The organism is Candidatus Rhabdochlamydia porcellionis (assembly GCF_015356815.2).
GTDB classification, from domain to species: domain Bacteria; phylum Chlamydiota; class Chlamydiia; order Chlamydiales; family Rhabdochlamydiaceae; genus Rhabdochlamydia; species Rhabdochlamydia porcellionis.
This window is the reverse complement of the sequence record NZ_CP075585.1, coordinates 450,080-463,690: the sequence shown is the minus strand read 5'-3', so window position 1 is coordinate 463,690 and position 13,611 is coordinate 450,080. Positions and strand designations below refer to the sequence as shown.

Genomic DNA, 13,611 nt, shown 5'->3' with positions numbered 1-13,611 from the left:
TCTGCTCCAATTGACCCAGAAAAAACTTTTACTATAACTGCATGAATAGAAAAATTTAATAATTCTCAGGATGTTTCTCTAGAATCCATTAGGAAGAGCAGAGTCTAAGTCTTGGGAGTCATAAGCTCAGCAATTTGCAAATCTCGTGGTTTTTTATCAATTTCAGATAACGGTTCTAAATCCACTTCTTCAGAGAGCAATTGTAAATCTTTAAATTTGCGCGCTGTTACTAAAACACGGGTTTCTAAAGATCCTACTGCTTTATTATAGGATTCAACTGCTTGAGCCAAACTTTTACCCATTTTAGACCAATGCCCTGTCATATCAAGCAATCTTTTATATAACTCTTGACCAAGCTCTCTTACTTTCTCTGATTGTTTGGATAAGTTTTCCTGTCTCCAACCGTAAAACACTGTACGTAAAAGCGCTATGAGGGTAGTTGGGGTTGCAATGATGACTCCTTGCTCCGCACCTACTTCAATTAAAGAAGGATCATGCTCAAGCGCTGCACTAAAAAAAGCTTCTGCTGGTAAAAACAAAATGACAAATTCAGGAGCGGGTTGAAAGTGCTCCCAATAACTCTTTTTACTCAAAGCATTGACATGAGCTCTTATATGACGCGCATGATCGCGAAATTTAGTCTCTTTGATCTTTTCATCAGAATGGTACATAGCTTCTAAGTACGCTTCTAAAGGGACTTTGGCATCAACGATAATTTGCTTACCACCGGGCAAACGAACGAGAAGATCGGGTCTGATGCTTGCTTCTTCTGTAGATTTATGTTTTTGCTCATAAAAGTCACAATAGTTAAGCATACCAGCTAATTCAACGATTCTCTTTAATTGCATTTCTCCCCATCTACCACGAGATTGAGGATTTTTTAGCACTTGTACAAGATTGGCTGTTTCTGCTTTAAGTTGTCTTTCACTATCGGTTAAAGCGCGTACTTGCTCTTTAAAAACCTCTCGCTCAGATCTACGTTCATTTTCATATTTACGCATCTCTAGATCAAGTTTGACCAGAGTTTCTTTAAAAGGCACAAGCATTTCTTCTACTGATTGTTTGCGTTTATCTAAATCTGATTGAGCAGAGATACGCCATTTAGCAATTTCTGTTTCAGCAACAGATAGAAATTGTTTGTTATTGTGCTCTAGCGCTTGAGAAGATAGAGACTGAAATAGAAGCTTAAAATGTTGTTCTGCTAGCTTTATGGCTTGTTGTCTTTCTTCAGAGCTTTTTTGCTGCAACAAAAGAGTAAAAATCTCTTTTTCTTTTTCTTTTAATTGCAGATCTAAAGTAGATGCTTCTTCTGCTTTTTTCTGGGCTAGGGCTAAGGAAATCTCTAGTCTTTTTCGACTCATAAGCGCAACTAACCAAAGCCCCCATCCAATGATAGCTAATAAAATAATGACAAGGTCCTTATTCATTAGTCCTCATCCTCTGGTTCGAAATCCACTAGGGTTTTTGATTTTCTACCTGCAATCAAACGGATAATCGATAAAGTCCATCCCAGAAGAATATAACTCCATGTTACCATAGTTAGCATAATGGGAAAGAAGTAAAGCGTTCCATAAAAAACAAAAATCGCTGAGATAACGGTCCCAAAAACCAACTGAAAAGAAGGGACTCGAAAATGCAGGGCTTTAGAGCTGGGAAACTTCCAACGGCTTACCATAAAATATCCTAAAATAATCATTACAATGCTTAAAGTGGTAGCATGTACTTCTTCAGATAGAGGAAAATAGTTATGGAAAAAGTCAGATGCAAATAAAAGGTTTAGAGAAACCGCTGCTAAAGCAGCAGCGGGAATAGGAAGACCTGTAAAGTGTTTTTTTGCAGATAAAGCTTCTGCATTTGTTTTAGGTTCTGTTGTTTTTACATTAAAACGAACGAGTCGTAAAATACCGCAGATGGAATAGAGCATAGCACCTAAAACAGCTAAAAAAGACAGTCCTGTTCCCGGCTCTAATGATAATGTTTTGAGAAGCAAAACAGATGGTGCTACTCCAAAAGATATAGCATCTGCTAATGAGTCAAAAATAAATCCAAACTCACTCTCTGCTCGAAATGCTCGAGCAACAGCGCCGTCTAATAAATCTGCAAAAGCTGCCACTAATAATAACAGCACCGATATACGCAATACTTGAAACAATCCAGAACCAGGCTCTACCATATTTACTTTAAAAATAACAAATAACCCACAAGCTAAGCCAAAAGCTGTGATCATGTTGGGAATTAGATAAACCCTTCGCATAATCCTCCTTTTTTTAATCTTAAAATTGTTTTTCCCTTACATACAAAATCGTATCAGTTTCTTAGAATTGTTGCACTCTAATCACTTAAGTTCTTTGCTTAGAAAAGCATAAAAATAACTTTTTAAAAAGTATATTTTTTACTAGACAAGTAGCTTTTGACTACTATATATGGTGTGTATGATTCAAATAAACTACCATATGTAGTATAATGATCTTTTATTTTTTAGACTTCGCTGTAATTGCTTAAAACGTTAACCTAGGAGGTATAATAAACAGACCCAAGACCTAGCATCTTTATAAAAAACTAAAATACTTGGAGCAAAAAAAATATATGAAAGGTTCAATGACTCAAGAAGATCCTGTGAAAATCAAAGAGTGTAACTCCTCATCTCAGATGGCTTCCTCCCTACAGCATTTCACTGTTGTCAAACGCAATGGTAGCATTGTTCCTTTTCGTCGAGAGAGAATCTTAAGAGCGATTGAATGTGCTTTTCGCGATACCAAGAAAGTCGATAAAGAAACCCCTCTTAGCCCTTCTTTACATCAATCTATCGATCAAATCGTTACCCTAGTGATTGAAGATTTGTATAAATTAGCTGTCCAAGGAACTTCTTTAACCGTTGAAGGAATTCAAGATCAGGTTGAAGTTTGCTTAATGAAAGCAGGTCACCATGATGTAGCACGAGATTATATTATTTATCGAGATCAACATAAAACCTTGCGCGATGATTCTGCGCAAAGTTTAAAAATTATCAGAGAAGATGGAATAGAAGTGCGCTTTAACCCTATGAAAATCGCCTCTTCTTTAGAAAAAGCTTTTCGCTCTTCTATGGAAATCACAGGATTTTCTCCAAAACAAGTGGTAGAAGCCATTAACTTACTCACACAGAATGTAGTTGCAAGAGCACTGAGTCTTTCTAAAACAGGCGTTGTCCTTAGCTCTATTTTGATCGAAGATGAAATCGAGCAACAATTGATGAAAGCCGATTTTTATAGCGTAGCAAAACACTTTATCTTGCATAGAGCCTTACTTGGTAGACAAAATGACCTCAAGTTCTCCTATCCTATCCCAGAAGATAGAATAACACGTGAATTTACCTTTCTTGATCAAGAACAAAATAAACGCATCATCACGGAAAAACAATTATTTACCCGTATTAAAGTCGCTTGTCGCGGATTGGAAGAGTTGGTATCTGCCGACGAACTTCTAGAAAACACGGTTTCTAATTTTTATGAAGGAATTAAGGAAAAAGAGGTTGACCTAGCCCAAATTATGGCAGCTCGTACAAAAATTGAAATTGAGCCCGCTTACTCTAAAGTAGCTGCTCGCTTGTTATTAGACGTCCTCTACCGAGAAACCATGGAAATTAGCTTTTCAGATCCTGATTTAGAGTCATCTCATCGCAGCTACTTTAAAAAGTATATCAAAGAAGGAATCAAACTAGGTAGGTTACATCCTGATTTATTAAGGTTCGACCTTGATCTTCTCTGTCACGCTATGCAACTGCAAAGAGATGATCAATTTACCTATCTTGGACTACAAACCCTATATGATCGCTACTTCATCCATCATGAACAGCGTAGACTAGAAACACCACAAATTTTCTGGATGCGTATTGCTATGGGTCTTGCTATGCAAGAAGAACAAAAAAATGAACGTGCCATCGAATTCTATAACGTCCTTTCTACTTTTCTCTTTATGTCCAGCACTCCTACGTTATTTAACTCTGGAACGCTTCACTCACAATTATCCTCTTGCTATCTATTAACTGTGCAAGACGACCTGGGCTGTATTTTTAAAATGATTGCCGATAATGCACAATTATCCAAGTGGGCTGGAGGAATTGGCAATGACTGGACAAACATTAGAGCAACAGGCTCTCTTATTAAAGGAACAAATGGATGTAGTCAAGGGGTTATCCCTTTCTTAAAGGTAGCCAATGATACAGCAGTTGCTGTCAATCAAGGTGGTAAACGCAAAGGTGCTATGTGTGCCTATTTAGAAACATGGCATCTAGATATCGAAGATTTTCTAGAGCTACGCAAAAATACAGGTGATGATAGACGACGTGCTCATGACATGAATACAGCTAACTGGATTCCTGATCTATTTATGAAGCGCGTTAAAGAAAATGGATTATGGACCTTATTTAGCCCAAATGATGTTCCAGACCTACACGATCTTTATGGGGAGAACTTTGAAAATCGGTACAAAGAATATGAGCAGATGACAACATCTGGAAAAATCAAACTATTTAAACAAATTGAAGCGGTCCAACTTTGGCGCAAAATGCTTAGCATGCTATTTGAAACAGGACATCCTTGGATCACCTTTAAGGATCCATCTAATATTCGCTCTGCACAAGATCATGTGGGTGTCGTACATAGTTCTAATTTGTGTACAGAGATTTTGCTTAATACTTCTTCAGATGAAACCGCCGTATGCAACTTAGGATCGGTTAACTTAATCCAACATATGACTCCTCAAGGAATCAATGAAGAAAAATTAAGCGCCACCATTCGCACAGCTGTGCGCATGCTGGATAATGTAATCGATATCAATTTTTATCCTACATTAGAAGCGAGTCATGCAAACTTAAGACATCGCCCCATTGGTTTAGGAGTGATGGGATTTCAAGATGCTCTCTATGCCTTGAACATTAGCTATGCAAGTCATGAAGCTATTACTTTTGCTGATAAAAGTATGGAAATGATCTCTTATTACGCTATTTTAGCCTCTAGTGAATTAGCGCATGAAAAAGGTACCTATTCCTCTTACAAAGGTTCCAAATGGGAAAAAGGATTGCTACCTATAGATACGATTTCTCTGCTTGAAAAGCAACGGGGATTCAACCTTGACATGGATCAAACCTCGAGTATGAATTGGAACATTGTACGTGAATCGATTAAAAATTATGGTATGCGTAACTCTTATACTATGGCCATTGCTCCTACAGCAACCATTTCTAATATCACAGCAGTTACCCAATCAATCGAACCCTCTTACAAAAATCTATTTGTTAAATCTAATTTATCCGGTGAATTCACAGTTCCTAATGTATATCTTGTAGATCGTCTTAAAGAGCTTGGCATTTGGGACCAGAAAATGCTCGATGACCTTAAATACTTTGATGGTTCTGTTGCAGAAATTGATCGTATTCCTCAAGAAGTCAAACAAGTCTATCTAACAGCCTTTGAAATTGATCCGGAATGGCTCATTGAATGCGCTAGTCGTCGGCAGAAATGGATCGACATGGGACAATCTTTAAATCTGTATTTAGCTCAACCAAGCGGTAAGAAGTTAAATCAAATGTACTTCTTTGCTTGGCAAAAAGGATTAAAAACCACCTATTATCTGCGCTCTTTGGGTGCTACCCAGATTGAAAAATCGACAACAGATATCAATAAACGAGGGCTGCAGCCCAGATGGATGAAACACAAATCCGCTTCAAGTAATATTGCATTGCAGCGTAAGAACTGTAACCTAGATGAGGGATGTGAAAGTTGCCAATAAGGAGATCATAACTATGAACGAAACTACAGACACAAGAAAACGAGTTAATGTAGCACAAAAAAAACTGATTAACTGTAACCAAGTAGATGTAAACCAGCTCATGCCCCTTAAATACAATTGGGCATGGGAACATTACATGAATGGTTGCGCCAACCATTGGATGCCTACCGAAGTCCCTATGGCCAAAGACATTGAGCTTTGGAAAACTAAAACTTTAAGTGAAGATGAGCGCAGAGTGATTATGCGTAACTTAGGGTTTTTTAGCACTGCTGAGAGCTTAGTAGGCAATAATATCGTACTTGCTATCTTTAAGCACGTGACAAATCCTGAAGTGCGTCAATACTTATTGCGCCAAGCATTTGAAGAAGCTATTCATACTCATTCATTTGTCTATATCTGTGAATCCTTAAATCTCGACCAAGGTTTAGTATTTAATATGTATAATGAAATCTCTAGCATTAAAGCTAAAGATGCGTTTCAAATGCAGCTAACAACTGAGGTTCTAGACCCTAATTTCTCCACTGACACAATACAAGGAGCACAAAAATTTTTAGAAAATCTAATTGGCTATTACCTCATTATGGAAGGGATTTTCTTCTATAGTGGATTTGTCATGATCCTCTCCTTTCACCGCCAAAATAAAATGACGGGAATTGGTGAGCAATTTCAATACATCTTACGCGATGAGACCGTCCATTTAAATTTTGGTATCGATCTGATTAATGGGATTAAAGAAGAAAATCCAACCCTATGGACTTTTGAGTTTCAAAATCAAATCATTCGAAAAATTAAACACGCTGTTGAATTGGAGATCGCTTACGCGGAAGATTGCCTTCCTAGAGGAATTCTTGGCCTTACCTCTTCTATGTTCCGCGAGTATGTGCAATATATTGCAGATCGCAGGTTAGAGAGAATTGGTCTTAAAGCGGTCTATCACTCAAAAAATCCTTTCCCTTGGATGAGTGAAACAATGGATCTTGGTAAAGAGAAAAATTTCTTTGAAACTCGTGTGACAGAGTACCAATCAGCTTCATCCCTTACCTGGTAATCGAAAGCAGGGAGGAATCCCTGCTTTGCTTAAATCTTTAAGTAGCTTAAAAAAAACCATTTCGCTTTATCAGATTTTTAATAAAGAAATCAGTTTTTTGGTTTGAGTTAAACATTCTGTAAATGTTTCCATGTTTTTATGTAATTGACCCACCTTTTCAGAATAACAACCTAGATCTTCAAGCTCTTTTTGCTCATTGTTCAACCGTTCTTCTAACTCATTTAATTTATCAAGATAAGCATCTTTTGATCTATGAAAACGAGCCTCTTCTGATAAAAGATCTTGGTATGTAGCATTTATCTCTAAGTTTTTGATTATTTGAACTTCTAAAGATTGGATTATTTTCTCGTTTTCCCTATTTTTTTGTTTTAGTTCTATTTTTTTAAAAGAAGGAGATTTTAAATCTTCAAACGTTTTTAAGTTTGAAAGCTTTATCAATTTAAAATCGTAATTATAATCTAGTTTTCTATTTAAAGAATTAATCCACTCTTTATATATCTTATTTTTCTTTTCTAACTCTTTCATTTGCACATGCGCTTGCACAAATACAGAATCAGATTCCTCTAATACAACGGTTTCTGTAGAACTGATTGATCCTTGACTGTCATAACCTGATTCTTTAGATATTCTACGAGTATAAGCCTCTGTTAAGCTAGAAAAGAAAGACTTTTTGATAGACTCTTTAGAAACTTCTGACTGGTAGCTATCTATTATACTAACCATTTCTACATTATCTTCCTGTATTTTCTCTAACAGTTCTTCTAAAGATTGAATCTCTTTAGCTGTTCTCTCATACTCTTTTATTAAATGATCATTTTTAATATTAAGCTCTTTTAAGATGCTTTTTATAGAATTTTTCCACCCATTATCATTTATTTCTTGTAATGCAGTTTTTATGTTTCTAATCCAAGCTCGATATTGCCTGTTTTCGTATTCAATAGCTGGTATTTCTGAAATGAAATAAGGGATATTTAGATACGAGATCTGCCTACTAGTACCTAAAGAGGCTTGTTCGATTTTTTGCTGAGGAAAAGATGAGATAGCAACAATATCTGCTTCTTTGCGAAAGGAAAAATCTAGAGCCTGATAACTATGCCCCTGAATCTGATCTTTTTTGCATTGAGCATCTGCCAAGATAACTTCCGATTTACCTTTGCGTATAGCACACCACTTCAACATAAATAGCGTATAGACCTCTCAATAGTTTTTTAATAAATGGATAGAATTTAATGATGTTATTTTTAAAAAAACTACAAATCAAGAATTAAAACTAAATTTAATACAATTAATTTAGTTTTGATTTATAAAAAAAATAATCACTTCAATTAATTTAAGAAATGCACCAACATGTATTTTTCTCTACACGTAAAGGTGAGAGCATCTTTACTAAAATCTTTACCTAAACTATTGTTAAACGCTTAAATTAGCTGGATCCATGTATACATTTTGCAAATCTTTGACACGAGCTGGAGAGAAACATGGCGATTTTATCGTCACAAAATATGTAGTTATTGATGAGCTACACTGTGTTTTGCGCGAGCTGATGCACGTGCCTACAGGCGCTATTGTTATGCACATTGAAAATGACGATCCAGAGAATCTATTCTGTCTGTCTTTTAAGACTCTACCGTATAACTCAAATGGTGTAGCACATATATTAGAACACACCGTCTTATGCGGCTCTTCGAAATATCCGGTAAAAGACCCTTTTTTTGCAATGGGACGAAGAAGTTTAAATACGTTTATGAATGCCTTAACAGGAGCTGATTTCACCTGTTATCCTGCAGCATCTCAGATAGAGAAAGATTTTTACAACTTACTAGATGTTTACTTGGATGCGGTATTTCATCCAGAATTAAAACGAATGAGCTTTCTGCAAGAAGGACATCGTTTAGAATTTATCAATTCTAAAAAACCAGAAGAAGGATTGCATATTAAAGGGATTGTATACAACGAGATGAAAGGAAGCCTCTCTTCTGTCGATACGCGTATGTGGCATGCTATGATGGCTCAACTTCTGCCAGATCTTCCTTATGCATTTAACTCAGGAGGAGATCCAGAAGAGATTCCTAATTTGACCTACGAACAGCTTATTTCTTTCCACTCTTTGTATTACCAACCAGCATGTTGCTTATTTTTCTTTTATGGGAATCTTCCTTTACAAAAACACCTTGATTTTATCGCAGAAAGAGAGCTAAACCAAGCAGGCAACTCACCTGCTACTTATTTGATTAAACAAAAGCGTTTTGATGCACCGAAGTTCTCTACCATGCGCTATCCCATTGAAGCTTCTGAAAATTCTTCTCGTCGAGCAGTGATCGCTTTTGGCTTTTTAACAACTCCTATTATAGAACAAGAAGATGTACTGGCATTAAGTATTTTAGATATAATCCTAATGGAAACAGATGCCTCTCTTTTAAAAAGAGCTTTGCTGGAATCACAGCTTTGTATCTCTGCAAATGGTTTCATAAGTCTGGAGATGAGCGAAGTACCTTATCTACTTGTTTGTAAAGGCGCTGAAGAAAAAGATGCTAGTGAATTAGAGCAAGTTTTATTGAGCACTCTAAAGAAGATCGTTGTAGAAGGTATCCCAAAACATCTCATCGATGCAGCTATTCATCAGTTAGAGCTCTCCCGTTTAGAGATAGGAGGAGACCAGACCCCTTTTGGCCTTTCTTTATTTATGCGCTCTGCTTTAGCTAAACAACATGGATGTTCTGCTGAATCAGGGTTAATGGTGCACTCTTTATTTGAGAATTTATTAGAAAAAACAAAGAAACCTACTTATTTAACAGGGTTAATCGATAAGTATTTTCTGAGCAATCCTCATAGGGTCCGATTGATTATGATACCGGATCCTCATCTAGCAGAAGAAGAGAGAAATCAAGAGTTAAAACGATTGAAAAAAAACCAGCAAGAGCTATCTAAGGAACAAATTCAAGAAATTCAAAAGCAAACAAGAGATCTAGCCCTGTATCAAAAGCAAACAGAGGTTCAAGCTCTAGATTGCTTGCCGAAAATATCTTTAAATGATGTTCCTAATGCTATTCGTGATTTTCCTCTGCAAGTCATTTGCTCAAAAAACTTAACTATCTATCATCACGATTGCTTTACTAATCATATTTTGTATGTGGATCTGCTATTTGATCTACCTGCAATTGAAGAAGAAGAGCTGCCCTATGTACATTTATTAACCTCCATTTTATCTGAGTTAGGAAGCGGAAATAGAGATTATAGAGAGAATTTAGAATATATGCAGGCCCATACAGGAGGGCTGACTACTTCTTGCTCTTTATATCCTCAAACTTTAGATCCAAAAGTACTGCGTCCTTCTTTTAACCTACGAGCAAAGTGCTTATATCGCAAAGCAGAACAACTATTTGCATTGATGCAGGATTTACTTTTATATCCTCGATTTGATGAAATTAAACGAATTGAAGAGCTCATTTTACAAATGTATACATCCTTGCTTAATCGACTAAATCGACAGGCGATGCGCTATGCTACTCATTTAGTCATTAGTGGCTTTTCAACAGCTACACATATCAGCGAAGCCTGGTATGGATTGCGTTACTTCAAAACTCTGCAAACTATTTGCCAAAATCTACCAGCTAATCTTCCTAAAGTAATCGACCGTTTAAAAGCTTTAAAGGAAAAAATTTTCACTTTTAATAACCCTCATTTGATATTGAGTTGTTCTTATGAGATGTTAAAAGAATTAGAAAGTAAAGATTATTTTAACTTCAATCAATTACCCACTCTTAAAACAAATCCTTGGAAGTTTGAAGCACCTTTAATCTTACCTTCTTCTCAGATTCGTTTGATCTCTTCACAGGTTGCATTCAATGTAGAAGCATTTCCTACAATTTCTTACATCCATCCCTATGCAGCGGCTTTGACAGTTGCTTCTGTTTTATTTGAGCATAAGACTCTACATCCAAAGATTCGGGAACAAGGTGGCGCATATGGTGCTAGTGCAACATTTAGTACTAAAATGGGACATTTTTATTTTCTCTCCTATCGAGATCCTCATATCTATGGTACTAGACAGCACTTTCACGAAGCAGTGAATCAACTTTGCAAAGGAAAAATCTCTGCACAAGAATTAGAAGAGGCAAAACTTACCATTATCCAAGATTTAGACTCTCCTATTTCACCAGAAAACAGAGCTCTTATAGCTTATGGATGCCTTCGCAGTCAAAAAACAAAAGAAATGCGCCAGGAATTTAGAAACTCTCTTCTCAATACAACAATCAAAGATGTAAAATACATTGTCGAAAAAGAATTGAAACCCAAACTCAACCAAGGAATATTTATTTCCTTTGCCAATCAAGAATTAATCAACGATGAAAACGCAAGTTTGCAAAACCCCTTGCCTGTTTTTCCTATTTAAAATAGAACATCTATAAGAATTAAGTTGTAAAATAAAAAGCATAATTGATATGTTTAATCGTTTCTTATCAAGAAAAACAGAAAACACTAATTAAATGAAGCAAAATTCATTTAGGCTCTTTATGCAAGCATTTTTTTTCCTTATTTTAAGCATTTTTTGCTTAAATAACTGTTACGCGGCTTATCCTTTCTCTTCTAAACCTCATAAAATCTCAGATACTAAAAAAGTGGCCAATTTTTTTACTGAGATTGTAAATGCATCTGTTCCTGCTGTTGTATTCATTCAGGTAAAATTAACCCCATCTTCTAGTTGGATTCGTTCTTTGTGGGGAAATAACGAAGAAAAAGCCTACATCGGATCAGGGTTTTTAATTACTGAAGATGGATATATTATAACCAATGAGCATGTAATTAAAGATGCAGGTGTAATTACTGTGACATTAAGCAACCAATTACAATTCGATGGTATCGTAGTAGGATCAGACCCCGTTTCTGATATTGCCTTAATTAAAATCGAAGCAGAAGGTCTTCACTTTTTGGCTTTAGCTGATTCTGATTCCATTGAATTAGGAGAATGGGTTGCAGCAATTGGCAGTCCTTTTGGTCTACAATCCACCGTAACATTTGGAATTGTAAGCAGCATAAAAAAAGATAAATTCCAAGAACCAGATACCCTACAAGTCAATCTCAGCATTAACCCGGGCAATTCTGGAGGACCTCTTCTCAATTTAGATGGAGAAGTAATTGGAGTGAATAGAAGCACATGGCGCTATAAAGAAGGTTTCTATACGGGTTTATCCTTTGCTATTCCAAGTAATGTAGTTAAAGAAACTATAGAGAAACTACTTGACCAGGAACTACTTTAAAGTCTTTGCTTAATTTACAAAAATTTAGAGAAATGTATATTTTATATACTCAATTTGTAGTTTATTTAAAGGGATTATATTATGAAAAAGTCATCTATTCACTCTCCTATTTTTCTTATTTTAAGCATTGCTCTTCTTAGTGCAAATTCTATTCATATTCCAACTCTAAAAGAAACTCAGGTTTTAGATCAGATATCACAAGCATTTACTCTAATCTATGAGAGCACTAATCCTGCTGTTATCTCTATAAAAGCCCAAAGTAATGTAAATGAAACTTACGGTGCGCATAATCCTTTTGAGTTTCACAGTGAAATATTTAATCGTTTTTTTGGGCAAATGCCCCAGCCCTCTCCTCAAAAAAATGCGGGATCTGGTTTTTTTTGTAGCACTGACGGTCACATTATGACAAATGCACATGTAGTGAATAATTGTGATAAAATCACGATTGTTTTGCACGATGGGCAAGAAGTAGATGCTGTATTAGTAGGGTCTGATCCACATACAGATATTGCTCTTCTAAAGATTGAATCAAAAGAAATAGCCGGATTATCCTATCTGCCTTTAGGAGATTCAGATTCTGTTAAAATAGGAGAGTTAGCTTTTGCAATTGGTAGTCCCCTTCTTCTAAAATCCACTTTTACTCAAGGGATCATTAGCGCTAAGGGAAGACAGAACTTACATATTAATGATCTAGAAGACTTCATTCAAAGCACAGTACAAATTAACCGTGGTAACTCAGGCGGTCCGCTTTTAAACTCAAAAGGAGAAGTGATTGGAATCAATACAGCCATTGCTTCTAATAGCGGCGGCTATATGGGAATTAGTTTCTCTATTCCCATCAATATGGCTAAAAACATTATGAATCAGCTCTTAGAAAAGGGAAGTGTTACGCGTGGATTTTTAGGAGTTACTTTACAGCCAATGGATGCAGATATCGCTAAAGCTTTTGGTTTAGCAAAGCCAGAAGGAGCTCTTATTTCTGAAGTTGTTCCTGGATCTGCTGCTGATAAAGCAGGGCTTAAACAGGGAGATATTGTTTTGGAATATGACAATAAACCTGTTAAGAGCTCCGAAGGATTAAAAACAGAGATTTCTCTAAAATCCCCTGGTTCTACTATTCAGTTGAAGGTAAAACGCAATCAGGAAACTAAGCAAATCTCTGTAAAATTGGGATCTAATTCCGATAATGTAATGGCTGAAAATGGAATTGTGCAAAAATTGGGACTACAGGTTGAAGCATTAACAGAAGATTATGCTAAGCAGCTTGGTTATAAACCTACAGAAGAGGGCGTTGTGATTACAAAAGTAAAACCTAACTCTCCAGCAGCAATTGCTGGCTTACGTCCAGGTTGCTTAATTCAAAACATCAATTACAAAAAAGTGACAAATCTCTTAGAGTTTAATCAAGCTATTAATCAAAACACCACTAAATCTATTTTACTTCTAGTTCGTGATCGTAATAGAGGAGCCTACTTTTGTTCCATTCAACTGAAGTAATCTTCATAATGAATCAAAATTTTGCAGGCGCTTAAGAAC

General features: G+C 36.1%; 8 protein-coding genes. 5 read left to right on the top strand and 3 right to left on the bottom strand.

Going from position 1 to position 13,611, the window contains the following annotated elements:
* Positions 1 to 104 precede the first annotated feature (104 nt).
* Both RHAB15C_RS02175 and RHAB15C_RS02170 read right to left on the bottom strand, forming a co-directional pair.
* Positions 105 to 1,427 (bottom strand): DNA recombination protein RmuC, encoded by a 1,323-nt coding sequence (locus tag RHAB15C_RS02175; RefSeq protein ID WP_194844891.1) that lies wholly within the window; start codon positions 1,425 to 1,427, stop codon positions 105 to 107.
* Complete coding sequence (locus RHAB15C_RS02170) at positions 1,427 to 2,254, bottom strand: CDP-alcohol phosphatidyltransferase family protein (RefSeq protein ID WP_194844890.1); 828 nt, start codon at positions 2,252 to 2,254, stop codon at positions 1,427 to 1,429. Before RHAB15C_RS02170 ends, RHAB15C_RS02175 begins: the two co-directional genes overlap by 1 nt.
* A gap of 395 nt (positions 2,255 to 2,649) precedes the next feature.
* On the opposite strand from RHAB15C_RS02170, the gene RHAB15C_RS02165 reads away from it, so the two are divergent.
* Together RHAB15C_RS02165 and RHAB15C_RS02160 are read left to right on the top strand one after the other, a co-directional pair.
* Positions 2,650 to 5,769, top strand: a complete 3,120-nt coding sequence (locus RHAB15C_RS02165; RefSeq protein WP_194844936.1) for a ribonucleoside-diphosphate reductase subunit alpha — start codon at positions 2,650 to 2,652, stop codon at positions 5,767 to 5,769.
* The gene (locus tag RHAB15C_RS02160; RefSeq protein WP_281422365.1) at positions 5,744 to 6,817 is read left to right on the top strand and encodes a ribonucleotide-diphosphate reductase subunit beta; all 1,074 of its coding nucleotides are present in this window, start codon (positions 5,744 to 5,746) and stop codon (positions 6,815 to 6,817) included. Before RHAB15C_RS02165 ends, RHAB15C_RS02160 begins: the two co-directional genes overlap by 26 nt.
* A gap of 69 nt (positions 6,818 to 6,886) precedes the next feature.
* Here RHAB15C_RS02160 and RHAB15C_RS02155 read toward each other — a convergent pair whose 3' ends face one another.
* Complete coding sequence (locus tag RHAB15C_RS02155; protein WP_194844888.1) at positions 6,887 to 7,996, bottom strand: V-type ATP synthase subunit I domain-containing protein; 1,110 nt, start codon at positions 7,994 to 7,996, stop codon at positions 6,887 to 6,889.
* Positions 7,997 to 8,252: 256 nt separating this feature from the next.
* Here RHAB15C_RS02155 and RHAB15C_RS02150 point away from each other — a divergent pair, with 256 nt between their 5' ends.
* The 3 genes from RHAB15C_RS02150 (at position 8,253) to RHAB15C_RS02140 (ending at position 13,572) form a co-directional block, all read left to right on the top strand.
* Positions 8,253 to 11,210 (top strand): insulinase family protein, encoded by a 2,958-nt coding sequence (locus RHAB15C_RS02150; protein ID WP_194844887.1) that lies wholly within the window; start codon positions 8,253 to 8,255, stop codon positions 11,208 to 11,210.
* 121 nt (positions 11,211 to 11,331) lie between these two features.
* Positions 11,332 to 12,075, top strand: a complete 744-nt coding sequence (locus RHAB15C_RS02145; RefSeq protein ID WP_194844886.1) for a S1C family serine protease — start codon at positions 11,332 to 11,334, stop codon at positions 12,073 to 12,075.
* An 81-nt stretch (positions 12,076 to 12,156) separates the two neighbouring features.
* Positions 12,157 to 13,572: a Do family serine endopeptidase gene (locus RHAB15C_RS02140; protein ID WP_194844885.1), complete on the top strand. Its 1,416-nt coding sequence runs from the start codon at positions 12,157 to 12,159 to the stop codon at positions 13,570 to 13,572.
* Positions 13,573 to 13,611 lie beyond the last annotated feature (39 nt).

Coding starts and splice junctions, on each gene's coding strand:
- RHAB15C_RS02175 (WP_194844891.1), bottom strand. CDS start 1,427: ATGAATAAGGACCTTGTCATTATTTTATTAGCTATCATTGGATGGGGG.
- RHAB15C_RS02170 (WP_194844890.1), bottom strand. CDS start 2,254: ATGCGAAGGGTTTATCTAATTCCCAACATGATCACAGCTTTTGGCTTA.
- RHAB15C_RS02165 (WP_194844936.1), top strand. CDS start 2,650: ATGGCTTCCTCCCTACAGCATTTCACTGTTGTCAAACGCAATGGTAGC.
- RHAB15C_RS02160 (WP_281422365.1), top strand. CDS start 5,744: ATGAGGGATGTGAAAGTTGCCAATAAGGAGATCATAACTATGAACGAA.
- RHAB15C_RS02155 (WP_194844888.1), bottom strand. CDS start 7,996: ATGTTGAAGTGGTGTGCTATACGCAAAGGTAAATCGGAAGTTATCTTG.
- RHAB15C_RS02150 (WP_194844887.1), top strand. CDS start 8,253: ATGTATACATTTTGCAAATCTTTGACACGAGCTGGAGAGAAACATGGC.
- RHAB15C_RS02145 (WP_194844886.1), top strand. CDS start 11,332: ATGCAAGCATTTTTTTTCCTTATTTTAAGCATTTTTTGCTTAAATAAC.
- RHAB15C_RS02140 (WP_194844885.1), top strand. CDS start 12,157: ATGAAAAAGTCATCTATTCACTCTCCTATTTTTCTTATTTTAAGCATT.